The sequence below is a fragment of the Rhodococcus sp. ARC_M6 genome (genome assembly GCF_022810305.1).
Classification (GTDB): domain Bacteria; phylum Actinomycetota; class Actinomycetes; order Mycobacteriales; family Mycobacteriaceae; genus Rhodococcus_F.
Genome location: NZ_JALGQH010000006.1, coordinates 140,468 through 164,880, shown reverse-complemented (window position 1 = coordinate 164,880; position 24,413 = coordinate 140,468). Strand labels below are relative to the sequence as shown.

Here is a 24,413-nt window from a genome sequence, read left to right as displayed (position 1 = left end):
CACAATCGTCAGAATGTGTATGGAGTGCGGAGAGTGGCTGCGATGAACGGGCGTCGTGGCTCGACTGCCGATTTCTTGACTATCGGAATCGATGTGGGCGGCACCAGCATCCGTGCTTCGGTGGTGGATGTGGACGGCCAAGTGCTCGACACGGCGCAAGCTCCGACGCCGCAGTCGGCCAGGTCACTCGAGAATGCCTTGGACCGGGTGGTTCGTGAACTGGTGGGCAGACATGACGTTGCCGCGGTCGGTTTGGCTGTTGCCGGGTTCATCACTTTGGATCGCACTGCCGTGCGTTTTGCTCCGCACCTGCCCTGGGTCGATGCGCCGGTAGGTAGTGACTTGAGTGCACGACTGGGCCTTCCCGTGGTCCTGGAGCACGACGCCAATGCCGCGGCGTATGCGGAACATCGGTTCGGTGCGGCTTCCGGCCACCGCAATGTCGTGATGGTGGCAATCGGTACGGGCATCGGTGCCGCGTTGCTCGTCAACGGCGAGCTGTACCGGGGGAGTCATGGCGTTGCGCCCGAACTCGGTCACATTCAGGTGGTGCCGGACGGGCGCCCGTGTGCCTGTGGGAAACGTGGTTGTTGGGAGCGGTACTGCAGCGGTACGGCGTTGGTGGACACCGCAATTGAACTACTCGCCGCAGATCCCGCCGCGTCGACTGTTCTTGCTCGGGAAGTCGGAATCGATGCGGGCGGACTGACCGGACGCCGAATCGCCAACGCCGCGTACGACGGAGATCCGATTGCGTTGGCGACGATGGCGGAGTTCACGAGGTGGCTGGCGGTGGGTCTGGCCATGGTCGGAGATGTCTACGATCCGGATCTTGTCGTGATTGCCGGCGGCGTTGCGAGTTCTGCGCCGCTGTTTCTCGACGAAGCCCGTGAGCAATATGCGAGTTTGCTGACCGGTGCCAAACATCGGCCACTTGCACGTATTCGGAGCGCGCAGTTGGGTGAAGCGGCGGGCATGGTGGGGGCTGCGACGTTGGCACGATCTGCGGTTTCAGACCCCGTTTCGCCTGGCGGTCGCTGAGTCACACCGGTTCGCGTGCCGGTGCTCCCGGGGCATGTGTAGCGAGGCTTACAGGTGCGCAGTAAGGTCGTGCACAGGGCAATTCGGGTTGTGAATGGGAGGGACGCCGTGTGGTATTGGCTCGTCAAATATGTGTTCGTGGGGCCGATTCTGTGGGTCCTCGGACGTCCGACGATCAAAGGCCACGAGAACATTCCCACTGAGGGTGCGGCGATTTTGGCTAGCAACCATCAGGCTGTCCTCGACTCGTTTTACCTGCCGTTGCGGTCGAACCGACGGATCACCTTCCTGGCCAAGAGTGAGTACTTCACCGGCACCGGACTCAAGGGTGCGTTCCAGCGATGGTTCTTCACTGCCGTCGGCCAGGTTCCGATCGACCGTACCGGCGCCGACGCGGCCCAGGACGCACTCAATGCCGGACTAAAGGTTCTCAATTCAGGGAGTCTTCTCGGGATCTATCCGGAGGGCACACGCTCTCCCGACGGTCGCCTGTACAAGGGAAAGACCGGAATGGCGCGCCTCGCACTGGAATCCGGTGTCAAGGTAATTCCGGTCGCCATGGTCGGCACCGACAAGATGAATCCCATCGGCTCTAAGATCTGGCGTCCGGCCAAGGTCACCATCATTGTCGGCGAGCCCATCGACTTCTCGCGTTTCGAGGGGATGGGCGGTAACCGTTTCGTGGAGCGGGCCGTCACCGACGAGGTGATGTACAAGCTGATGAAGCTATCCGGTCAGGAGTACGTCGACATCTATGCGGCGAGCCTGAAAAACAAGCAGCCGAGCAAGCCGGCTGAAACCTCCTCGGCGACTGAACCCGTCGTCGAACTGGTCGCCCTCTCTGATGCAGATGGTGCGACTCCCGATCAGGCGCCGGTTCCGGATACGCGGGCCAGCTAGAGATTCGCCACAACTGCCGCACGCGCATTAGCCCTCGAGGTAGCGCGTGCGGCATAGTTTTCGGACGTGCGCTACTTCTACGACTGTGAATTCATCGAAGACGGTCGAACCATCGATCTCGTGTCCATCGGCGTCGTCTGTGAGGACGGTCGTGAGTACTACGCCGTCTCCACCGAGTTCGATCCGGCGCGTGCCGGGAGTTGGGTGCGCAAGAACGTCTTGCCGAAACTGCCGCAGCCTTCGTCGCCGCTGTGGAAGTCACGAGACAAGATCCGCGACGATCTCCTGAAGTTCTTTGTTCCCCGGCCGATGGTCGTTCCGGAGCTGTGGGCCTGGGTCGCGGCCTACGACCACGTCGCGTTGTGCCAACTGTGGGGTGACATGACCGAGCTGCCGCAGTCATTGCCGCGCTACACCCGTGAACTCCGCCAGTTCTGGGAGGACAACGGCAGTCCGGCGCTCCCGTCCGCACCGGCCGACGCCCATGACGCGCTCGCGGACGCACGACACAACCTCGTGAAGTTCGACGCGATTGCTCGGGCCCGGTCACTTCGCTGACCAGCTGTGATGGGTGACACGTGCAGTCAAGTTCTCAGCTATCGAGAGCCTGTGTGACGCACGGTCGGGTAAGCGAATATCCTGTAGTCGTGAACTGGACCGTCGACGTGCCCATCGACCGCTTGCCCGAACTCCCGCCGCTGCCTGCCGGACTGCGTCAGCAGCTCGACGAGGCACTCGCAAAACCTGCTGCGCAGCAGCCTTCGTGGCCCGCTGATCAGGCGGCCGCGATGCGCACTGTGCTCGAGAGCGTGCCGCCGATCACGGTGGCAAGCGAAGTGGAGGCGCTGTCCGAGCGCCTTGCTCAGGTAGCGCGCGGCGAGGCCTTCCTGCTCCAGGGCGGTGACTGCGCCGAGACGTTTGCCGACAACACCGAACCTCACATCAAGGGCAACATCCGCACTTTGCTGCAGATGGCTGTTGTGCTCACTTACGGCTCGTCGATGCCGGTGGTCAAGGTCGCTCGCATCGCCGGCCAGTACGCCAAGCCGCGTTCGGCCGACATCGACGCCTTGGGCCTCAAGTCCTACCGCGGCGACATGGTCAACTCGATCGTCGCCGACGAAGCAGTGCGTGCCCACGATCCGTCACGGCTCGTGCGGGCATACGCCAACGCCAGCGCTGCGATGAACTTGGTTCGTGCGCTCACCGGCGCGGGAATGGCAGATCTGCACAAGGTTCACGACTGGAATCGTGAGTTCGTCGCTGCATCCCCCGCGGGCGCGCGTTACGAGCAGTTGGCTTCGGAAATCGATCGTGGTCTGCAGTTCATGAATGCCTGCGGTGTCACGGATCCGAGCCTGCACCAGGCGCAGATCTTCGCCAGCCACGAGGCGTTGGTCCTCGACTACGAGCGTGCAATGCTGCGTCTCGACAACGACAGCGAACACCCCAAGTTGTACGACTTGTCCGCTCACTTCCTGTGGATCGGTGACCGCACCCGTCAGCTCGACGGCGCGCACATCGCTTTCGCGGAACTGGTGTCCAACCCGATCGGGTTGAAGATCGGTCCCACGACCACCCCGGAAATGGCCGTCGAATATGTCGAGCGCCTCGACCCGACCAACAAGCCCGGCCGCTTGACCCTGATCTCGCGGATGGGTAACGGCAAGGTCCGTGACCTGCTTCCCGCCATCATCGAGAAGGTCCAGGCCACTGGTCACCAGGTCATCTGGCAGTGCGATCCCATGCATGGCAACACGCATGAGGCATCCACCGGATACAAGACCCGTCACTTCGATCGCATCGTCGACGAGGTTCAGGGATTCTTCGAGGTGCACAACGGACTCGGAACTCATCCGGGCGGAATCCACGTCGAACTGACCGGTGAGAACGTCACCGAGTGCCTCGGTGGTGCGCAGGATATTTCCGACGGTGACTTGTCGGGTCGTTACGAGACGGCGTGCGATCCCCGACTCAACACTCAGCAGTCGTTGGAGCTTGCGTTCCTCGTCGCCGAAATGTTGCGTGGCTGAATTTGATTCGTTTCGAACGCCCTCACTCGTATCTGCGAGTGGGGGCGTTTTCGGTTGCCACGTGTGTGTCTTTACGGAATCGCGACGACGGTGACGTTGGAGCCTTTGGCAACCAGATCGTTCTTGTCGCTCTGACTGACAATGAGGGAACTGTCGTTCTGAGTCAGTTGGCGCACAGTGAGTTCGAGGCCGATTCGGGTGAGTTCTTCGCGGGCCGAGGAGACGGTACGCCCGAGAAGATTGGGTACTTTCACGGAATTCGAGACGAGCAGTACAACGGAGGTTCCGGCGCTGACCGATGAACCCACCGCTGGATCGGTTCCGATGATCTTGCCGCCTTCGATTTTTTTGTCGAAGACGGTTCGGGTTTCGCTGACGGTGATGCCCACCTTGTCGAGGGCGGCGCGGGCGGCATTCTCCGACATGCCTTTCACGTCGGGAACATCAACGGGTGGTGACCCTTTGGACGTGACGACCTTGACGGAGGAGCCCACCGCCACTGCCGTTCCCGGCGCTGGCTCGAGTGCGGCGACACCGCCGATGGGGACCTTGGAACTGAATGTTTCACCGCCGTCGACGGGTACCAGGGTGCGCGCGGTGAGCTGACTCTTGGTGTCATTGACGCTGCCGCCGGCCGGCGGCACAGTGGGACGTCCGAGCGAGGTCACGAGTGCAACGCTCGAGCCGCGAGTGACCCGAGAACCTGCGGCCGGGTCGGTGCCGACGACGATGTCGACGGCCTGGGAGTCGGAGTATTCACCACGAATCTCCGGAGACAAGTGGGCGTCGTGGAGCGCGGTCAGTGCGGCGTCCTTGTTCAGGCCGCCGATCTGGGGGACTGCCGTGAATCGGCCCGATCCCATCCACCAGCCGCCGACGCCCAGCGCGAGCGCGAGTAGTGCGACGACAAGCAGCCAGACCACAGTGGTGCGGCGGGAGCGTCGTCGAGCGTCGGCGAAATGGGCTTGGGGGTCGTCAACCTGATCCGCGGGGTCTTCGTCGGCGACGGACGGACGCACTGTTTGCGCCGTGACAGCTCTGGTGTGCTGAATTCCGTCGTTCGCCGGTGGCGCACTGTGAGGCGTAACGGTGGTGGCAGCTGCCGCAGCGCCCGGTGCAAACGCCGCGGTAGTTGCGCCGGGGCCCTGGGTGGGGTGGGGCGTCGGTGTGGGCTGCGGCGCTGGGTTTACGCTCTGATGCTGTGCGGAACGCCGCGGAGCGGGAACCCGGTACGAGGGGAGTTCGAGCTGTTCGCACACGATGCGTAGGGCAGCCGCCATCTCACCGGCGTCGGCAAAACGATGTGCCGGTTCACGGTGGGTGGCCTGGGCGACGAGGCGATCGAACTGCGCCGGCACTCCGGCGATGCGTGAACTGGGCGGCGGGACGTCGTCGTGAATTCTCTGGTACGCGATGGACAGCGATGTGTCGCCGGTGAAAGGTGTTGTACCGGTGAGAAGTTCGAACATCAAGACGCCGGTCGAGTACACGTCGCTGCGCGGATCAGCTACGCCCGACGTGACCTGCTCGGGAGACAAGTACGCGGCCGTGCCGAGGATGACGCTGTTCGACGTCGTCGTTGCGGCGGCAGCTGCTCGGACCAGACCGAAATCGGCGATCTTCACTTCACCTGAATCCGAGATCAGGATGTTTTCCGGTTTGACGTCCCGGTGCACCAAGCCGCCGCGATGTGCCACCGCCAATGCATCGAGGACTGGGCCGACAACGGCGGCAACAGCGTGCGGAGGCATGGGGCCACGCTCACGGAGCAACTCGCGGAGAGTGCCGCCGTCGACCAATTCCATGACGAGGAACGCATGACCGCGATCGCTGCCCTGGTCGTAGACCGCAACCAGCGCTGGATGTTTGAGGCGTGCAACTGCCCGCGCCTCGAACTCGAAACGCGTCAGAAAGGCAGGATCGGCGGCGAACTGTGGATCCATGACTTTGATCGCGACGGGTCGATCCAACCGGGTATCGAGACCTCGATACACAGTTGACATTCCGCCGCGCGCGATTGGTGCGTCCACTCGATAGCGGCGTTCGAGCATTTCGCCGATCAACCCTTGACCTCCGTAGTGAAAATCTGTGTTTGTGTCGAAACTTCCGGATCAATGTCGGTCGCTTCTGTGTCGGTCGCTTCTGCAGTGGCCGATGTGTGTCGGACTCAGCGAATACTCCGCATCGTGTCCATCGTAGCCAGCGCCACCGACGCAAAGTTGCCACCACGTGCTGGGCGGTACGTTGTACGCTCACCGGACCCGATAAACTTCCGCGTGTGAGCGCCTTTCCTTATTGTGACGATGTCCTGGATTCTTCGGTTTCCCTGTTTCAGCTGGCAGATGTAGCGAAGAATCTCGGGTTGCCGTTGAGTAAGGTGCACCAGTTGCTTCGCGATCGCAAGATCATCGCAATCAAGCGCCGCAGTGTCCTGAGCGTCCCCGAGGTGTTCTTCGACGAAGACGGTCAGATCGTGAAGTGGCTCCCGGGCCTTCTGGCTGTTCTGCACGACGGCGGTTACACCGACAAGGAAACCTTGCGTTGGCTGTTCAAGGCCGACGAATCGCTGCCGGGCCGGCCGGTCGACGCTCTGCATGGCGACCTGGCTCGCGAGGTCATTCGTCGCGCGCAGGCAATGGCCTTCTGACGGCTGACCGCAACAACGCCGGAACGGCGACCCGCAAGCGGGTGCTGGTGGGAACGGTCACTCGACGATCAAGGATCTGAAAGTCGGCCGCTTCTACCTGGTCGAGAATCGCGCCGTAGAGCTCGAACGCGGTGCGGATCGACGGCTGTACCCGCGGATCCAGCATCTGGATACCGCATTCTGCCTGGCGATACTGCGCACGGGTCAGGGCGATGACATGCGCCAGCGCGCGTGCGACGCGGGCGTCGGTAACACCGGTTCTGCGTCCGTGCTCGAGAAGTTCGACGTCGACGCCGAATGGTGCCCACTCGTCGAGGGGGAGATAGAGACGTCCGCGATCGAGGTCTTCGCCGACGTCGCGAATGAAGTTGGTCAGCTGAAACGCTTCACCGAGCTTCGATGCCGGCCCGGCGGCGTCCTCCACGGGGACGCTGACGCCGAGTATCGGGAGCAATTGTAGCCCGATCACGACAGCGGATCCGTACATGTATTCGTTCAGCTCGCTCATGGTCCGGTAGACCGGACGAAATTCCGGGGTGCCGGGCGCATCCATGCGCATCGACCGGAAGAACGCGTGGAAGTAGTCCACCGGAATGTCGAAGTGCTTGACCGTGTGGGCAAATGCGGGCAGCACCTTGCTCAACTCAGCGGGTCGGGTAGCGCCGACACAAGCGGATCCCGAGAGCTCGGCGAACGTGGCTCTTTCGACGTCGGCCAGCCTGATACTCAGATCAGCAGCGGCACCAGGCTCGACTACGTCCACCAGGTCGTCGACGCCCCGTGCAAAGGCGTAGAGGGCGTGCACGGCCCGTCGGCGCGCCGACGGGAGCAGGCGGGCCGCCAGGTAGTAGGTCCGACCGTGTTCGGCGGTCACACGCTCACAGAACCCAAATGATTCCGATAGTGCTTGTGGAGCAATTGAACTCATGGGGTGGTCGAAACCACTTCAGCAGGTTTTTCGTCCGGCCTGCGTCCGCGTAGACGTAGTGGATCTTCAGTTCGGAGCGACATGGCCGCGACTACCGATGCAAACGTCGCCAGGGCGACGTGAGGGAACGAGTACATGCCGATCGAACCGTCGGGCTGGAAAACAAGCATCAGCCAGCTCGAGAGCCCGACAAGGATGGCGAGGGTGGTCGGCGACAGCGCGAAACCCGCGGCGACGGCCAACGGCCACGAGTAGTACCAGGGGAGTGCTGCCGGCGAGAGAACCACAATCGCGATCAGGGCGATGACGATGCCCATCACGGCGTCGCGTTCGGTTTTCCGGTACCGCCACCAGATGAGAGCGACAATCACGACCAGGATGACCGCGGCCACCGTTCGGGCAACCGCGAGTATGTCGTTGAAGTGGTCTCCGGCGAACCACGAAGTCGCGAGGGTGGAGAGGTGGGCGAAGATCGTCGGCAACGACAGCCAGTTGATGATCTTGTTAGAACCCGACAGCGCTGTTGTCCAGCCGAGTCCGACGCCCGCGATCAGGGACGTGGAACCGAGGACGGCAACGAATATCGCGAATCCGATACCCGCCGTTTTCACGAAGGAACGGATCGGTGACATCGGTTCGCGACCTTCGGCGACAGCATTCTCGCGTTCGTGAATCATCCAGATCCAGACGACGAATGGAAGTGCGACACCGGCAGTTGCCTTGATTGCGACAGCGACGGCGATCAGCGCGATGCCGAACATGTGTTTGCGTTCGAGTGCAAGCGCGATACCGGCCACCATGAGACCGACCATCAGCATTTCGTTGTGTACGCCGCCGATGAGGTGGATCAGGACCAGCGGATTGAGTACGGCGAGCCACAGCGCGATCGCGGTGTTTCCGCCGAGTTTCTTGGCCAGATGGGGTACCGCCCACATCATCAGCGCAAGGCCCGGCAGCATCGTGATTCGGAGCAGCATCGTGCCCGCGATGACGTTTTCGCCGGTGAGCCGAACAATGGCGTCGGTCAGGAGAAGGTGAACCGGACCGTAGGGAGTGGTTGTGGTAGTCCAGACGTTGGAGACATTGTCGAGCAGAATCCCGGGATTGACCACCGGACCTACGGAGTACGGGTCGAAACCGTCGCGCAGCAATGCGCCCTGAGCGAGATACGAATATGCGTCGCGGCTGAACATCGGAACTGCGAAGAGCAGTGGAAACGTCCAGAGCGGCACGACATATCGAAGCCCGCGCAGCGTGACGTCGCCGCGCAGAGTGGAGCGGCCCAGTCGCGCCCAGGCACCGATCATGCACAGCACACCGATCCAGACGATCGCCGCGGACAGAATCGATCCGTGCCCGAAGCGGAGCCAGGACAGATGCAACGATTCCAACAGGGGGTCCTGTCGCCGAACACTACCTGCGCCGAATCCGCCGAACGTGATCATGGCGGCACCGACAAAACCGAGAAGTGCGCTGTGTCCTTCGGGAGTCCGAAGGAAGTCGGCGGCTCGTCGTTGCCACGATTGTGTGGTGGCTGTTACGTGCGGATCGGCTTCGCCGGACAGAGCGGCAGAGGACGTCATGGGTGCAGCTTCCTCCCCCGAGGTGTTCGGTTGCGGTTCGTGTGAATTTCTGGCGAATGGTCGGTTACGAGGGGCCAGTTTAGTTGCTCGCGGGACCAAGTACGGCCTCGCCTCGACTGCGCGCGCCCGTGATGCGTTCGGCGGCCAGTCGTCCGGAGAGGAGGACCGTCGGCACACCCACCCCCGGTACCGTTCCGGAACCGGCCAGAACGACGTTGTCGAAGCCTGGTTCGAGGTTCTTTCGACGAAACGGTCCGGTCTGACTGAACGTGTGTGCGGCCGCAAACGGACTGCCGGCGGTCATCCCTTTGTCCAGCCATGTTTGGGGTGTGTCGACGTGGTCGATGTCGAGTCCGTCAGCCAGGCCGTCGTATCCGCGTTGTTGCAGGGTACCGAGGATTTCGCGGACGTACGGAGCCTCCAGTTTCGACCAGTCGAGCGGTGCGCTGACGAGGTTGGGACACGGCGCGAGAATCGAGAGGGGCTCGCGTGTGCGGCCGTCTCTCCGGAACGTCAACCCGGCATCGGTGACGGCTGGTCTGGTGATCAACAGTGACGGATCGCTCATCAGAGTGCCGCGGCGAGGGCCGGCTGTGATCTCCGCGAAGGTGCGTTCCCACGCATCGCCGAAATCGATCGTGTGGTGTCGGTTCGCTGGCCATCGGTCTGCAATCGACGACAGGATTGTGCCGTGAATCACCACCGCCGACGGTGATGTTCGGACCCGGCGGGGCCGTCTACGAGTATGTGGGCGCAACAGTTGGTCGGTGACGAGGACGTCGGGTGTCAAGACAAGAGCGTCGCAGGACAGGCGTTCACCCGAGGTTGTGTATACGGCGCGGACACGTCGGCCGGCTGCCTCGAGTCGTTCGACGGGAGTGCCGAGTCGGAGTTCTCCGCCGCTTGTCGTGAAAGCGTCCGCCATCGATGCTGCGATGGTGTGCATGCCACCTTCGGGGAAATAGACGCCGAGAGATGTGTCCATGTGCGCGATGGCGCCGTAGACGGCCAGCGCGCGCGCCGGTGCGACTCCGGCATAGAGGGCTTGGAAGGTGAAGATCCTTCGGAGTCGCGGATCTCGGATGAACCGGTCCACTTGGTGTCCGAGGGATCCGAAACCGCGGAGTGCAAGAAGCTTGGACAGGTCTTTGAGTGCCGCCGCCGAGTTCACCAAATCGAGCGGTGAATCGAAGTTCGCATCCATGAAGCGGTCGAATTCGGCGTCGAAAATTTGCGCAAGCCAACGGCGCAGCGACCGGTATCGCCGAGCCTCGTCGGGACCGCACAGTCTGCTGACCTCGGCTGCCATGGTGTCGGGATCTGAGCTGACTTCCAAGGTTGTGCCGTCTGCAAATCGGGCGTGGTAGGCCGGATCAAGTTTGTGCACAACAAGTTTCGGAGTCGTCATGTCGGAACGTGCGCCGACGGCTGCCAGGGCGTCGTCGATCAACTCAGGCATCGTCAGAACGGTTGCGCCGTTGTCGACGGTGTAATCGGGGCCGCGGTACTGGCCGACGCGACCGCCGACGGTGGCGTCGGCTTCGAGGATCGTGACCGCACGGCCGGAGCCGAGAAGGTGCAGTCCGGCGGACAGTCCCGCGAGTCCGGCGCCGACAATAACCACGTGATCGGTTGGGGCACTGACGGTTCGGATATCGCCCACGATCAGTAGGTTCGCGAGGTGGCCGCAATGGCCATATCGGTGAGTCGGATCTTGGCTTCGGGCGTCGCGCTGCTCGATTCCAGTGCGGAGCCGGCAGATTCGACCAGCGCCGCGATTCGCGCTTCGGCGTCCGCCACAGCCCCGAGATCGGTGATCGCGATACGCAGGGTGTCGACTTCGGAGTCGGTCAGGTCGGTACCGATTCCGTCGCGGAGTAGTTGCGCTGCAGCGGGATCGGTGGCGTCGGCGCGATCGAGTGCCGCAGCGAACAGGGTTGTTCGCTTGCCGGTGCGCAAGTCGTCTCCCGACGGTTTGCCAGTGACCGACGGATCCCCGAACACACCCAGCAGATCGTCGCGAAGTTGGAACGCGATGCCGATGTCGGTGCCGAACTTCCGGTACGCGTCGATCAGTGCGGCGTCAGCGCCGTAGAGAGCAGCACCCAGATGCAACGGACGCTCGATCGTGTAGGCCGCAGTTTTGTACCGGTTCACACGCATGGCTGATTCGACGGTTTCGTCGCCGCGGGCTTCGTTGCTGATATCGAGGAATTGACCGCCGAGTACCTCGGTGCGCATTGCAGACCACACGGGGCTGACCCGCGCCGCGGCGTCGGAGTCGATGCCGGATTCACGCATCATGTCGTCGGCCCAGGCCAGGGCCAGGTCGCCGAGCAGGATGGCGACAGCTTCGCCGAAGTGTGCGCCGTCGCCGCTCCAGTTGTTGCCGCGGTGCTGATTCTCGAACTCGACATGCACGGTCGGGAATCCGCGTCGGGTGGTCGAGGCGTCGATGATGTCGTCGTGGACCAGTGCGCAGGCCTGGACGAGTTCGAGCGCCGTGCAGGCACGCAGAACGCTGTCGCCGTCTGTGCCCTGCGGATCGCCGCCGGCGCCGAGCCACCCGGTCCAGGCGAAGGCCGGTCGGACGCGTTTTCCGCCCCGCAGCACAAAACTTTCGAGCGTCGCCACGGCTGTCTCGTATCCGCCGCCGATGTTCTCGACCATGTCGCGGCGTGAGGCGAAGAAGTCGCGCAAGCTCTGCTCGAACAGTGCCGGCAACTCGAGGGAGGACGGTAATGCGGTTGCGTCGGCTGAATTCGCTCGGGTGGGGTCGGTTCCAGCAGACAGGATGGCCTCCAAGGTCGGTTACTTCTCACGCCTGTAGATCACGGCACGGGGTGAGCATCGAGTCCAGCTTAGTGGGGGATCCGCCGACGCTCGGTGTGGCCCGTGAACTGCATGATCCTGGCATTCGAGATGCCTGGCTGGGTGCGATGCGCCCTTCCTCGGCAACAAAACATATGCTTACCTCGTGACATTCGATGCAGTCAGGGGACGCTCCAGCGAGGGCTGGGCCAGCCGAACACCGTCGATCGTCGATCGGATCACGTCTCACACAGGCGGTCGGATTCCGTTCTCGGTCGAGTTCTCACCGCCGCGCGACGCAGAAGCCGAAGCGCGGTTGTGGCGTGCCGTGCGCACGTTCGAGAGGCTCGGTCCGGCGTTTGTCTCCATGACGTACGGGGCGGGCGGTTCGACGCGTGACCGCACTGTTCGGGTTACGGGTGAGCTGGCCGAAGAGACGACGCTGCTACCCGTTGCACATTTGACGGCTGTTTCCCACAGCATTGACGAACTTCGATCCATGGTCGGTGCGTATGCAGACCGTGGCATCAGCAACATCTTGGTTTTGCGCGGCGATCCGCCCGGGGACCCACTCGGGGAGTGGAAGAAGCATCCCGACGGTGTCGAGTACGCCGAAGAATTGGTGCGGATGGTCCGCGACCTCGGTGACTTCCACGTCGGAGTGGCGTCGTTCCCTGAAGGGCATTACCGGGCGCCGGATCTGGCACACGACACGAAGTACCTGGTCGCGAAGTTGCGCGCGGGTGCCGAGTACTCGATTACCCAGATGTTCTTCGACGTCGACGACTATCTGCGTCTGCGTGATCGCGTCAGCGCGTTCGATCCCGAGCAGGGTGCAAAGCCGATCATTCCCGAAATTATGCCGGTCACGTCGCTCGGATCGGTGCGACGCATGCTGGAGCTGTCCGGGTCTTCGTTGCCGCCGGCACTCGAGCGTAGGTTCGACGCCGCAGCCGGCAGCGGTGCCCAGGAGAATCGGGCGGCTGTCCGTGAGCTGGGCATCGATCTGGCCACTGAAATGGGCGAACGATTGATCGCTGAAGGCGCGCCGTGCTTGCACTTCATCACGCTCAATTTTGCGCGTGCAACCAGTGAGGTGCTCGAACGACTCGGGCTGACGTCCGAGGCTTCGACGGGTTCGGCTGCAGCCCGCTAGCGTCAGGGGATGGTTCGGCCTTTCCAGGTAGCGCGGCCGAGACGGTGCCTTCGGCTGGAGTCCACCGCGAGGCCGATTGCGGCTGCAATCGACAGTGGGTGGGCAGCTGCGTCGACGATATCGCGGATTCGAATTGCCTTGCGGGTCTCCATGTTTCGTGATGCAAGTCGTGAGAGAATGCCGGCCGCGTATCCGATTGCCGCGACCGAGCGTACCCGGCCGCTGCCGCAGACGACGGTGACGGCGGGCGCAATCCAGATTCCGGCGGCGGCAAACAGCACCACTGCCGTGGACGTCGGCGAACCGAAGGCGGTCCCCAGCCACTTCCCGTACCCCTCACGCAGTTCCGTTGCGCTGGAATACATCCGGCAGGACACGTGCTCGCCGGCGAGAGCAACGACGGTGCGTAGACCGGCCGCGCGCAGTGCCCGCGCAAGATCGAGATCCTCGGTCACGGATGCTGCGACGGCGTGGTGACCACCGATCTGCCGGTAGTTCGACGCGTCGAAAACGAGGAACTGACCACACGCAACTGCCATCGACGGCGCCGTGACGGCGTTGGAGATCAGCGTCGGCAGTGTTGCCGCCCACGACCAGCACAGCAACGGTTGAACGATGAGTTCGGCAGCAGTGACGGCAATCTGTGTGGGCCACGGACTCAGCAACGACGCTCCGCTACGACGAAGTTCGGTGACGGCCGCAGCCAGAGCATCGGGGCCGAGTCGGACGTCGGCGTCGAGGAAGATCAGAATGTCGGCATCGGTCGAATCACTATGACGCGCAGCCTGATTGCAGGCGGCGGACTTGCCCAGCCATCCGTCCGGCGGCTCGTGCTCTCCCCGGACAATGGTGAAGCGACTGTCGCCGCCGGCTGCGTCCTCGGCAAGTGACGCGGTGCGATCGGTGGAACGGTCGTCGTAGATCACGACCCGGAGGTGTTTGATCCCACTTTGCGCGCGGAGATCGTCGATCAAGTTCGGCAGCCGAGTTTCCTCGTTGCGTGCCGGAATAATTGCGGTGACACGTTCGAAGATCGGATCAGGTGGCCCTACGGCCAGAGTGGGGGTGGTGATTCGGTTGAGGACGCTCATGGCAGCGCTGCCGACTGCGAAGGCGGATGCGACTGTGAGGGCTCGGCGACCGATCTTCTTCACGTGTCAGATGGCGACGGGCTTTTCGGCGCGCGTGCGACGGGAGTGCGGTTGCGCATCATCCATGCCATTGCGCCGACGATGATTGCGACGCCGAGGGTGAGTCCGGCCATGATTCCGGCCCATCCTGCAAAACTTCGAGTGCTCGGATCGGCGTAGCTCACTTCGGCACGCACAGTGGATACTTCGCCGGCAGGCAGAGTCCACGAGACTCGTGAATCGCCGTCACGATTGCCGTTGGTTGTGGCGATTCGAGCCGGAAATGCGATGCTGAATTGGATATCGGAACCCTGGGCGGGGACGGTCTTCAGATCGGCTTTTCCGTCGAGGGTGACGGTGTCACCACTTCGCGTGAGTGTGAGCTGGAACGAACCGGCGCCCTCGTCCGTCATGGAACTCAGCTGTGCGACGTCCCCGAAGCTGAGGTCCGAGAAGAACGCCTGCGAACCGACATAACCGTCCTTCTTGTACTCCTGGACCCGAATTTGTTTCTCGAGCGACGAGGGCGGTGTCAACTGCGGTCCCTTGTCCGTCTCGTTCGCGGGGATGACAGCGGCAACGATCTGGCCGGACACACGGTCGTCGGCGGAGACGCCCATCGACACTTGAACGCGCAGGCAGCCGGCCAGCAAGGGGACCAACATCAGTGCGAGAGCGGCCGACGCAATGAATCGCTTTCGACTTCTCGGAGCGATTCGCTGACGAGTTCTCGGGCTGGTGGAGTCATCCGTGGACTGGTGCACAGTCGTTATCGTGCCAGTCGGGTCATCCGGAGTCAGCGACGAGGGGGTGTGTCGGCCAGTGAAGTTCGATCCCGGATGAAGGTGAGTAGCAGCCAGGATCCGAGAATCCCCATCACTGCGAATCCGTACATCGCCGAGTAACGCAACTCCGGGGCACTGAGGAAGACGGAGTGTGCGAGGGCCGAACCGAGCCAGGTCCACAGAAACAGCCCGATGGGGACGGCCTCGGAGCGGGAGTCCTTCTCGTATCGCGTCGAGATCAGCTCCATGATTGTCGCCATCACTACGCCGACCACAATCCAACCGGCGTAGTTGGTCAACGGGATGTGCGAGATCCCGGGCAGCCCGGCATTTTCGGCGCACCACGCCCACTGACGATCAGCCACCATCTGCGGATCCAGGTACAGGTCCCATCCGAGCAATCCCAGAACTGTCAGTGTTATGCGACCGATCCGGCGAGACACCGTCGAAAAGTTCCGAACCAGGCGGGTTGCGACGCACCAGATCGGATAGAAACCGGCTGTCCACGCAAAAGGAATTATCAAGGGGACACCGGACAGTGCCGGACCCAGTCGATCGACGCTGTAGCTGTAACAGCCGTACGGAATTCCGGTAGCTGTGCCGACTATTTCCGACGCCAGCCCGATTCCTGCGGTGACCGCGATCAATGCAATCGTCCACGCCGCGCCGCGGTTGATCACCGCATGACTGATCGACGCAGCGGCGAGCAATCCGACGACTGCGATCGTGACGAGATCGCGGGTAGACCCGTCGACCAGTGGGTACACGATCTGAGCTCCGACGGCGGCGAGCGCCAGAATTAGCGGAACCTTTTGCGGTGTCACTTCTTTCGAAGGATTCGGCGCAGTGTCGGGTGTCCACGGCGTTCGGAGAGTGCAATGCGCGCAGCGCTGCGACCGCTCGCTCCGGATACTCCGCCGCCGGGGTGTGTCGAGGCCCCGGTGAGGTACAGGCCGTCTGCGCCCGGTACCCGATGAGCCGACAGTTCCGGGAGCGGACGCCAGAGCATCATCTGGTCGAGTGACATCTCGACGTGCATGACGTTGCCGCCGATCAAGCCCATCTCGGACTCGAGATCTCGCGGAGTTTGAATGTGCCGCGCCAAAATGCTGTCGGTGAAGCCGGGGGCCGACGCCTCCATTTCTCCGATGATTCGATCAGCCTCGGCCTCTGCCAGCGACGCCCAGTCTCGATTCCCGCTCAGTCGGTACGGCTGCCACTGCGACCACAGTGTGACCTGGTGCTGGCCGGGGGGAGCGATGCTGGGATCGATCCCGCTGAAACTCATCCCGAGGACCGCGGGGCGCGGTGGCAGTTCACCGCCCGACGCAGCGCCTTGAGCAGTTCGGAGGTGGGCGCGATCGGAGACCAGTAGCTGTAGTCCCGACGTGCTCTCTTCGATCGAGGCCGACGGATACTGCGGTAGTTCGGACGTCGCCAACCGCAGGACCATACCGATTCCCGGGCCGACTCGAATCTTTCGGCGCCACCGTTCCAGGGTGGTTGCGTCGAAGCCGCCATTGCCGAGAAGATCGAGCGTCGTCAGGATGTGGCAGCCGGCGATGACGGAACGGGCCTGAACTTCCAGTCCGCTCGCCGTGGTGACAGTCCAGAGCTCGCCGCGACGGGCGACCGCGGTGACAGCGTCGCCGAGGCTGACCGTGGCACCGTCGGCGTGCATCCGCGACATAAGCGCTGCGCTCAGTGCGCCGCTTCCGCCGACTGCTCGGCCCGGGGGAAGTGTGTGCATGAGTGCTGCGAACCCCACCATGGGAGCGGTACCCGGCTCCGACATCGGTGGGCCCGACTGAGCTCCGAACCACGCGAGTGCAGCTTTGAGGGGTTCGCTGTCGAAGTACTCGTCGAGGAGCGAGTCGCCGGTGGCAAGGAATTGGCGCGAGATGTCGCTGCCGCCGCTACCGGTATCGAGTCCCCAGAATGACGACACCAGATTTGGGCCTGTCGGCGGGGCGGAGAATGCGCGCATGACGCGGGTGCTGCGCTCCGACCAGACGGAAACGAACCGGCGGTAGGCGTCGGCATCTCTTGTGCCACATGCTTGCTCAATAGATCTGCAGGTTTGGTCGAGGTCGCGGTGGAAGACGATTCCGGGACGGTCCGAACCAGGCGGAGGCGGTGCGAAGGCCCAGGGATCACAGTCGATGTATCGGAGTCCGTGTGCTGCGAGTCCGAGTTCGTCGATGATCCCGGTGTGCCGAATCATGATGTGGGCCGACGAACCGCGATCTACTTTGTGTCCGGGGAATCGCTCGACCGTCGACACCGCGCCGCCGGGGACGGTGTCCTTTTCGAACACTCGAACCGACCAACCCTCGCGGGCAAGGTAGGCGGCTGAGACCAACGCGTTGTGGCCGGAACCGATGACGGCCGCATCGAGAATGTGCGTCACAGGGGCAATCCTCGACCGAGGACGGCAAACGGCCGACTGTCTCCGGAGAAGCGGAAGCGTCGGAGTACGTCCTGAAATCCGAGCCGGCGGTACAGACGCCAAGCCCGATTGTCCTCGTCGAACACTTCGGGAGTGGAGAGCAGAACCGAGCGCTCGGGCCGATCATGGAGGAGATGCCGGATCAGGGATTCGCCCAGTCGGTGGCCCTGGCCGTTCGGATGAACATGCAACTCGGTCAGTTCGAAGTAGTCGTCGAGAATTGCGGAGATCTCCGACTGTGGACGGCCGGAACGGTGCAGTCCGTGCAGGACCTGCTGGTGCCACCACTGATCTGAGCTCCCGCGATAGCCGTACGAAATTCCGACCAGTGACTCCACTGTGGGTGAACCGGACCCGGGGCCGGCGAGCGCGCCCACAGCTTTCCATCCGGGGCGGGTCGAGTGTTCCGTCCACATGGGTGCTCGATGGAACTCGGTGCCGCGCGGATAGTCCATTGCGGTGACGTACACGGTCAACGCCTCGTGCAGTCGTTTCGCGAATTCCTCGCGGTTCAGTTCAACCGTGTGTGGTGTCCAGGCGATCTGGGGGTCGACCGGTCTCACCTCTTCTCTTGACGACTTGTCGGTGGGTGCAGTTATATTGAATAGGTCGAACGAATGTTCGATGCGAGTGATCTGGAGCTGGCGGGCTATCGTCGGTTTCGGTCCACTCGCGAGGTTCGCGATGATGTGGGGATGCCCGAAGGGAAGCGGGCATCACCACATCGTCGGATTCTGTTTTTCGTGGAGTGAATCCCTACGTCACGGGAGGTGCCCGGATGTCTGAACGAGTGAAGTCCGAACGAGCAAAGTCTGAACGAATCTTGCCCGCGGAATTGTCGAGTCCGTCGGTGTCAGCGGTGTCCAGACTCCCGGCAACTTCGGGAACCGCAAAACTGCCCGAACGCTCCGGGGGTTCCTCGTCAATGCGGGGCTCCGGAGATCGGCCCAGTGGCGGATTCGCTTGGAATCTGGTGGGGAAGGCCGACGCATTGCTTGCCGAGTCCGCCGGAGCCGGCGATGCTGCCGATCGTTTTCGATGCGGCTACCTGGCGGCGCTGCGAGGTGCCGGTGCGGTATTGGCTGTCGGCGTAGTCGGGGCGGGGTCGCGACGCAAACGAAGCGGCAATGCCTGGGCGCTCCTGGATTCGGCGGCACCGACATTCGGTGCTTGGTCACGGTATTTCGCGGGGTGGTCGGATACGCGGGCGGCAGTTGAGACGGGACTTCGAGTGGAGATCAGCGATGCCGATGCGGATGCATTTGTTGTCGAAGTCGGCCGATTTTTGACTGCAGTCGAGGAATTCATCGGGCAGGCGCTTCGAATCGATCTGAGAGCGTCCTGAGATTCCGCGCGTCTGAGAAGTCCGAATTTGCAGAAATCGCAGGTTGCACGGCCGGATCGGAGCCGATTTACCGCTCGTTCACACGAATACGTACGCTTGTGGCGGAACTCGTACGTGGAGTTGGTGGTCCGGGACCTAAACTACTCGTATTATAAAAACAGGTAGTCGTTCACGTTGATTACCCGCCGCCTCACACCGTGAGGTGGTTGCCAAACTTCCAGTGCCGGGGGAGGTACCGTGCCACTCTCCGAGCACGAGCAGCGCATGCTCGATCAGATCGAGAGCGCTCTCTATGCCGAAGACCCCAAGTTCGCCTCCAATGTGCGAGGCGGCCGTATGCGGGCGCCGTCTAGTCGGCGACGTTTCCAGGCGGCAGCTCTTTTAGTGCTGGGTCTGGTCCTGTTGATTGCGGGAGTCGCACTCCCGTTCAAACCGGGCGGTTTTCCGATAATCAGTTTGGTCGGGTTCCTGTTCATGTTCGGTTCCGGCATCCTGCTCCTGTGGGGTGGCGGTCGACGTACAACAGGAACGCCCACTGCGAATGGTGCTACTCACGGCAGCGAAACTCAGTCCGGACCTCCGGGTGCTGGTGGGCCGAGCGGCGGTCGAGGGCATTCACGCGGACGAAGGTCAGGCGGTGGATTCTCTTCTCGCATGGAAGATCGATTCCGTCGTAGGTTTGAGCAGGAGTAGCTCGTAAGCAGATCGATTTCCTGCTCTGGGGTTCGGCAGGGGAGCCTTTCAGTGGTCGCGTGATGCGAGCAGTTGATGGCTCTCGATGGCCCCATGTTCGAACGTATTTGGGACGGTCGGCAACCTTTGGTTGCCGACCGTCCTTGCATTTACAGGACGTTGGTCCTCCTCCACTTTCCTCCCCTGATAAGGGAGGAAATGGAAGCATGTTCGGACCATGGGAGCAATGGTTGATATTTCCGTATTCTGAGCTGGTCTTTTGTCCAATTTGAGAGTTTGCCGGGCCAGTCTTGGGTGAACAACGGATGTGTGGTTCGGGACACTTCTCGAAATATTCCCCAGCTTCCCCCACCTACTTTGAACTGCTATTACTCAGCAAATCGGACTCTGGGATGCCCGTTTGCTCCTTGTGTGTGGGGGAAAGTGGGGTACTGTGGGTGCGGGCGGAGAGCTTGGGACCACAATTCGCCCAATCGGGAGGGTTTCGGTCCAACGCTGAATTTCAGGGTTGGTTCAAAGTTGGTTCCAGGTTCCAGGTTGCAGCTTGAAGGACCAAAGCTCGCGGGAGGTGTCGAGTGTTTCTCGGTACCTTCACGCCGAAGCTCGATGACAAAGGCCGGCTCACCTTGCCGGCAAAGTTCCGCGAAGAATTGTCAGGAGGGTTGATGATCACCAAAAGTCAGGATCACAGCCTTGCTGTCTATCCTCGGGACGAGTTCGTCAAGCTTGCCCGCAAAGCAGCCGCAGCTCCACGCAATGATCCGGCAGCACGGGCGTATGTTCGCGCTCTCGCAGCTGGTACAGATGAACAGCACGCCGATGCCCAGGGGCGAATCACCCTCTCGGCTGATCATCGGCGTTACGCAAACCTCTCCAAGGAATGCGTAGTGACCGGCTCTGTCGACTACCTCGAAATCTGGGATCTTGCAGCCTGGGAGAGGTATCTCGGAGACAACGAAGAGGACTACTCGCAGGCAAACGGCGAATCTCTCAGTGAGATCGTCTAGCGGCGGATAGTTCACGGCGAATGCCGCGAGGCCTCTGCCCGGAAAGACCCTGACGCACTTCCCCAGCGCCAGGTTCTACTTCGGGCAGGGACCTCGAAGCATTCGCTGGTTCGAATAGTCATTCTTCATCGGAATCATGAAAGTAGGAGCCGGAGCAAACATGGTTGATCGCGAGGTGAACGAACCCTCGGACGCCGACGGCTTCGCGCACGTTCCTGTTCTGTTGCATCGCGCTGACGATCTTCTCGGCCCCGCCATCACCGCTGTCGGTGACGGCGGCGCTGGTGCGGTCATGATCGACGCGACACTCGGTCTCGGTGGACATTCCGAGTTTTTTCTCGGCAAGTACCCGGGACTACACCTGATCGGTCTCGATCGTGATACCAACGCGCTGCGGATCGCTGCCGAGCGACTTGCGCCCTTTGCGGATCGAACGACGTTCGTGCACACCACCTATGACGGGATCGAAGACGCACTCGAAGAGGCGGGCCTTCCCGCCACGGAGTCGGTTCACGCGATCCTCTTCGACCTCGGCGTGTCTTCCATGCAGTTGGACGAGGCTGATCGAGGGTTCGCCTACTCTATCGATGCGCCGTTGGACATGCGGATGGATCAGACAGTCGGGCTCACCGCGGCCGAGGTTCTCAACACCTACAGTCATGGTGATCTTGCTCGAATCCTGAGTACATACGGCGAAGAACGCTTCGCGGGAAAGATTGCCTCCGAGGTACTTCGGCAGCGCGAGAAGGAGCCGTTCACAACCAGTGCGGCTCTGGTCGAGTTGTTGTATCGAGCAATCCCCGCAGCCACCCGTCGTACGGGTGGGCACCCCGCCAAGCGCACGTTCCAAGCTCTGCGGATCGAGGTCAACGCCGAGTTGGATTCTTTGCGCGCAGCAGTTCCCGCGGGCTTGGAAGCTCTGGCCGTCGGCGGCCGCGTGGTCTTCATGTCGTATCAGTCGCTCGAGGATCGAGTTGTCAAGGCGGAGTTGGTTCCTCGCTCCAAGTCGACCAGCCCCGAGGGGCTTCCGGTCGAGCTTCCCGGAATGGGGCCGGAGTTCAAGATTCTGACCCGCGGTGCTGAGCGAGCGTCGGAGCAGGAAATCGAAGAGAACCCACGATCGGCGCCCGTGCGATTGCGAGCAGCCGAACGTATTGCCAGGAGGCGGGCATGACGACTCAGGGAATCAGTGGGGACGATTCTTCGCAGAAGCGTCGTTCCGGTGCAGCGCAGCGTGCCTACGACAAGCGAATGGCCCGAACGGTCGGACGCACGTCGACGGCCAGCGAATCCGGCTTTTCGAGCTCTCGCGGAGGAGAGTTCAAAGCGCGAATTCCGTTTGTTGCCTCCATCATCGGATTGTTCTCGATCGGTCTTGCAGTGACGCTGCTCCTGACAACCAGGTCCGCCGAAGACTCCTATCAGCTGAGCGATGCCCGCGCATTCAATCAGTCTTTGGTGGAGCAGAAGGCTGCACTCGAGCGGGACTACCAATCGCGTAATTCGGCACCGGAGCTTGCCAACGCGGCAAGTGCTCTCGGAATGGTCCCGGCAAAGGATCCGGCTCGGCTTGTTGTGCATCCGGACGGAACCGTCGAAGTTGTCGGCACACCCGCGCCGGCAAGCGCAGCGCCCATGCCGCCACTCGACGCTCCCGTAGTGGCGCCGGTACCCACACCGACGGCGCCGAGGACGGCTCCGACAACGACACCGAAAACAACGGTTCCGGTTCCACCGACCGCAACGCCAGGAGTACCCAACAACCCGCAAAACCTTGCTCACGGTGAACAATTGGTTGCGGTGACCTCTGCGCCGGCGCCGTCGACATCGGCGGCGGTGCCGACACCGACCGAGGATCGTCGGTGAATCGCAACTCCGAGTACGACGACCCTCGGCGGGATTCGGGTAGGCGTCCTTCCGCGCCGATGAACCGGAAGCGTGCACGCTCGTCCAAAACTGCCGGCTTCCCGTTTCGTCAGCGAGTCGGGCGCATCACCATGTGTGGTGCGCTTGCGGTTGCGGCGTTGCAGCTCTTGTGGATTCAGGGCGTCGACGCGCCGAGCCTGGCTGCCGAGTCAGCCAACCAGCGAACGACAACACAGATCGATCCGGCGGTGCGGGGATCGATAACAGACCGCAACGGTAATCCTCTCGCCTTCACGATGGAGGCGAAAGCTCTTACCTTCCAACCGAAAGCCGTGCGCGCCGAGTTGGAAGAAGCCCGGGCCAAGAGCATCGAGGAGGGCGTCGCTGTCGACAAACAGCCGCCCGAGGTCGCGGATCGGCTTGCTGAGATCGCCGCCGGCGTTCACGCGAAGCTGGGCGATGAGGCTCCCGAAAAAGACGTTCTCGCGAAGATGAAAAGCGAGGAGACGTTTGTGTACTTGGCGCGAAGCGTCGATCCTGCTGTCGCTGCGGAGATTTCGGACAGTTTCCGTGAGGTCGGCGTCGAACGTCAAGATATTCGCGAGTACCCGGGTGGGTCCCTGGCAGCCAACATGGTCGGTGCAACCGGGTGGGACGGGCACGGACTTCTGGGTCTGGAGTCTTCGATGGATTCGACTCTGGCCGGTATCGACGGTTCCCAAACGTATGACCGCGGCAGCGACGGAGCCGTGATTCCGGGCAGTTGGCGCGACAAGCAGCCCGCCGTCAACGGTTCGGGAGTTCAACTCACGATCGATTCCGATTTGCAGTTCTTCGTGCAACAGCAGGTACAGATCGCCAAGGACAAGTCCGGCGCGAAGAACGTTTCGGTTGTAGTCCAGGACGTCCCCACCGGGCAGGTTCTCGCGATGGCCAACGACAACACGTTCAACCCCGGGATCGGTCTCGAAAACAATCTGAAGTCGGTCGAGACCGGCAATCTGTCGGTCACGAGCCCCTTCGAACCCGGCTCTGTGAACAAGATCATCACGGCGGCAGCGGCCATCGAGGACGGACTGACCACACCGGACGAGGTTTTGCAGGTTCCGGGCAGCATCACGATGTCCGGCGCTACCGTGAAGGACGCGTGGGACCATGGGGTTGCTCCCTATACGTCCACCGGTGTGTTCGGAAAGTCCTCCAACGTCGGAACGCTGATGTTGGCGCAGCGCGTCGGCGAGGATCGTTTTGCCGACATGCTCGACAAGTTCGGTCTGGGGCAGCGCAGCGAGGTCGGGCTTCCCGATGAGAGTGCCGGCCTTGTGCCCGATCGTGACCAGTGGTCCGGCGGTACCTTTGCCAACCTCCCGATCGGCCAGGGACTGTCGATGACGTTGTTGCAGATGACCGGCATGTACCAGGCGATTGCTAACGACGGCGTGCGAATCCCACCGCGGATCGTCAAGTCCACCGAGAACTCGTCGGGAGAGCGGACCGAGGTGCCGCAACCTGAGGGTATCGAGGTGGTTAGTCCGGAAACTGCGGCAACGGTTCGTGACATGTTCCGCTCGGTTACCCAGGACGACACCGGAGATCAGCGCGGAACGGGTGTGGCCGCCGGAGTCGAGGGTTACCAGGTCAGCGGCAAGACCGGCACCGCGCAGCAGATTGATCCGGCGTGCAAGTGCTACTCCAACTCCAACTACTGGATCACGTTTGCCGGAATTGCTCCGGCAGACAATCCGCGTTTCGTGATCGGAATCATGCTCGACGCTCCCGTGCGGGGCGTCGACGGTGGAGGCGGACAGTCCGCAGCACCGCTGTTCCACAACATTGCCTCGTGGATGCTGCAGCGTGACAGCGTTCCGATGTCTCCGGATCCGGGTCGTAAGTTGGTGCTGCAGGCAGACTGATGGTGTGGGAATCATGATCGACGCGGTCTTGGTCGGTTCCCGCGCACGGTAATCTCAGACGTCGCAGTTTTCTTGTTTCAGGATCCTGCGGCTGCCTTTCGACCAACGACAATTGCCAGGAGCCGA

At 62.3% G+C, this 24,413-nt stretch carries 22 protein-coding genes; 12 read left to right on the top strand and 10 right to left on the bottom strand.

The window, feature by feature from the left end; all coding sequences use genetic code 11:
* Nucleotides 1-42 precede the first annotated feature (42 nt).
* The 4 genes from MTX36_RS10175 to MTX36_RS10160 all read left to right on the top strand — a co-directional run bounded on the left by MTX36_RS10175 (nt 43) and on the right by MTX36_RS10160 (nt 3,974).
* Nucleotides 43-1,041, top strand: a complete 999-nt coding sequence (locus tag MTX36_RS10175) for an ROK family protein (RefSeq protein WP_243619690.1) — start codon at nt 43-45, stop codon at nt 1,039-1,041.
* Nucleotides 1,042-1,149: 108 nt separating this feature from the next.
* On the top strand, nt 1,150-1,941 hold the full coding sequence (locus MTX36_RS10170; RefSeq protein ID WP_243619624.1) for a 1-acyl-sn-glycerol-3-phosphate acyltransferase: 792 nt from the start codon (nt 1,150-1,152) through the stop codon (nt 1,939-1,941).
* A gap of 66 nt (nt 1,942-2,007) precedes the next feature.
* Nucleotides 2,008-2,499 (top strand): polyadenylate-specific 3'-exoribonuclease AS, encoded by a 492-nt coding sequence (locus tag MTX36_RS10165; protein WP_094273708.1) that lies wholly within the window; start codon nt 2,008-2,010, stop codon nt 2,497-2,499.
* 89 nt (nt 2,500-2,588) lie between these two features.
* Complete coding sequence (locus MTX36_RS10160) at nt 2,589-3,974, top strand: class II 3-deoxy-7-phosphoheptulonate synthase (protein WP_243619622.1); 1,386 nt, start codon at nt 2,589-2,591, stop codon at nt 3,972-3,974.
* A 71-nt stretch (nt 3,975-4,045) separates the two neighbouring features.
* On the opposite strand, the gene pknB is transcribed toward MTX36_RS10160, so the two are convergent.
* Nucleotides 4,046-6,037, bottom strand: coding sequence for a Stk1 family PASTA domain-containing Ser/Thr kinase (gene pknB, locus MTX36_RS10155; protein ID WP_243619621.1), 1,992 nt, complete (start codon nt 6,035-6,037; stop codon nt 4,046-4,048).
* A 215-nt stretch (nt 6,038-6,252) separates the two neighbouring features.
* Here pknB and MTX36_RS10150 point away from each other — a divergent pair, with 215 nt between their 5' ends.
* Complete coding sequence (locus MTX36_RS10150; protein WP_094275107.1) at nt 6,253-6,621, top strand: Rv2175c family DNA-binding protein; 369 nt, start codon at nt 6,253-6,255, stop codon at nt 6,619-6,621.
* Here MTX36_RS10150 and MTX36_RS10145 read toward each other — a convergent pair.
* From MTX36_RS10145 to MTX36_RS10130, 4 genes are all read right to left on the bottom strand, one after another.
* Nucleotides 6,590-7,549: a phytoene/squalene synthase family protein gene (locus MTX36_RS10145; RefSeq protein WP_243619619.1), complete on the bottom strand. Its 960-nt coding sequence runs from the start codon at nt 7,547-7,549 to the stop codon at nt 6,590-6,592. The two genes, MTX36_RS10150 and MTX36_RS10145, sit on opposite strands and share 32 nt — an antisense overlap.
* Entirely contained in the window at nt 7,546-9,132 is a 1,587-nt protein-coding gene (locus tag MTX36_RS10140) for an alpha-(1->6)-mannopyranosyltransferase A (protein WP_243619618.1), read from the bottom strand. Before MTX36_RS10140 ends, MTX36_RS10145 begins: the two co-directional genes overlap by 4 nt.
* Before the next feature lie 79 nt (nt 9,133-9,211).
* Nucleotides 9,212-10,798: a phytoene desaturase family protein gene (gene crtI, locus MTX36_RS10135; RefSeq protein WP_243619689.1), complete on the bottom strand. Its 1,587-nt coding sequence runs from the start codon at nt 10,796-10,798 to the stop codon at nt 9,212-9,214.
* Nucleotides 10,798-11,937, bottom strand: coding sequence for a polyprenyl synthetase family protein (locus MTX36_RS10130; RefSeq protein ID WP_243619617.1), 1,140 nt, complete (start codon nt 11,935-11,937; stop codon nt 10,798-10,800). The genes crtI and MTX36_RS10130 overlap by 1 nt, the downstream gene beginning before the upstream one ends.
* A 172-nt stretch (nt 11,938-12,109) precedes the next feature.
* On the opposite strand from MTX36_RS10130, the gene MTX36_RS10125 reads away from it, so the two are divergent.
* Entirely contained in the window at nt 12,110-13,099 is a 990-nt protein-coding gene (locus MTX36_RS10125; RefSeq protein WP_094273703.1) for a methylenetetrahydrofolate reductase, read from the top strand.
* Nucleotides 13,100-13,101: 2 nt separating this feature from the next.
* On the opposite strand, the gene MTX36_RS10120 is transcribed toward MTX36_RS10125, so the two are convergent.
* The 5 genes from MTX36_RS10120 to MTX36_RS10100 all read right to left on the bottom strand — a co-directional run bounded on the left by MTX36_RS10120 (nt 13,102) and on the right by MTX36_RS10100 (nt 18,026).
* Nucleotides 13,102-14,253 (bottom strand): glycosyltransferase family 2 protein, encoded by a 1,152-nt coding sequence (locus MTX36_RS10120; RefSeq protein WP_243619615.1) that lies wholly within the window; start codon nt 14,251-14,253, stop codon nt 13,102-13,104.
* Complete coding sequence (locus MTX36_RS10115; protein WP_243619688.1) at nt 14,250-14,894, bottom strand: DUF3153 domain-containing protein; 645 nt, start codon at nt 14,892-14,894, stop codon at nt 14,250-14,252. The genes MTX36_RS10120 and MTX36_RS10115 overlap by 4 nt, the downstream gene beginning before the upstream one ends.
* 131 nt (nt 14,895-15,025) lie before the next feature.
* Nucleotides 15,026-15,838 carry a carotenoid biosynthesis protein gene (locus MTX36_RS10110; protein WP_243619613.1) on the bottom strand — a complete coding sequence of 271 codons (813 nt, stop codon included), beginning with the start codon at nt 15,836-15,838 and terminating at the stop codon, nt 15,026-15,028.
* Nucleotides 15,835-17,415 carry an NAD(P)/FAD-dependent oxidoreductase gene (locus tag MTX36_RS10105; protein WP_243619687.1) on the bottom strand — a complete coding sequence of 527 codons (1,581 nt, stop codon included), beginning with the start codon at nt 17,413-17,415 and terminating at the stop codon, nt 15,835-15,837. Before MTX36_RS10105 ends, MTX36_RS10110 begins: the two co-directional genes overlap by 4 nt.
* A 5-nt stretch (nt 17,416-17,420) precedes the next feature.
* A complete protein-coding gene (locus MTX36_RS10100; protein ID WP_243619612.1) occupies nt 17,421-18,026 on the bottom strand; it encodes an N-acetyltransferase in 606 nt (201 codons plus the stop codon).
* 215 nt (nt 18,027-18,241) lie between these two features.
* Between MTX36_RS10100 and MTX36_RS10095 the strand changes: the two genes are divergently transcribed.
* The 6 genes from MTX36_RS10095 to MTX36_RS10070 all read left to right on the top strand — a co-directional run bounded on the left by MTX36_RS10095 (nt 18,242) and on the right by MTX36_RS10070 (nt 24,287).
* The gene (locus MTX36_RS10095) at nt 18,242-18,808 is read left to right on the top strand and encodes an SAV_6107 family HEPN domain-containing protein (RefSeq protein WP_243619611.1); all 567 of its coding nucleotides are present in this window, start codon (nt 18,242-18,244) and stop codon (nt 18,806-18,808) included.
* A gap of 237 nt (nt 18,809-19,045) precedes the next feature.
* Nucleotides 19,046-19,501 carry a DUF3040 domain-containing protein gene (locus MTX36_RS10090; protein ID WP_243619610.1) on the top strand — a complete coding sequence of 152 codons (456 nt, stop codon included), beginning with the start codon at nt 19,046-19,048 and terminating at the stop codon, nt 19,499-19,501.
* 575 nt (nt 19,502-20,076) lie between these two features.
* Nucleotides 20,077-20,508: a division/cell wall cluster transcriptional repressor MraZ gene (gene mraZ, locus MTX36_RS10085; RefSeq protein ID WP_094273699.1), complete on the top strand. Its 432-nt coding sequence runs from the start codon at nt 20,077-20,079 to the stop codon at nt 20,506-20,508.
* Nucleotides 20,509-20,668: 160 nt separating this feature from the next.
* A complete protein-coding gene (gene rsmH / locus MTX36_RS10080; RefSeq protein WP_243619609.1) occupies nt 20,669-21,682 on the top strand; it encodes a 16S rRNA (cytosine(1402)-N(4))-methyltransferase RsmH in 1,014 nt (337 codons plus the stop codon).
* On the top strand, nt 21,679-22,374 hold the full coding sequence (locus MTX36_RS10075) for a hypothetical protein (RefSeq protein ID WP_243619608.1): 696 nt from the start codon (nt 21,679-21,681) through the stop codon (nt 22,372-22,374). Before rsmH ends, MTX36_RS10075 begins: the two co-directional genes overlap by 4 nt.
* Nucleotides 22,375-22,433: 59 nt before the next feature.
* Nucleotides 22,434-24,287 carry a penicillin-binding protein 2 gene (locus MTX36_RS10070; RefSeq protein WP_243619686.1) on the top strand — a complete coding sequence of 618 codons (1,854 nt, stop codon included), beginning with the start codon at nt 22,434-22,436 and terminating at the stop codon, nt 24,285-24,287.
* Nucleotides 24,288-24,413 lie beyond the last annotated feature (126 nt).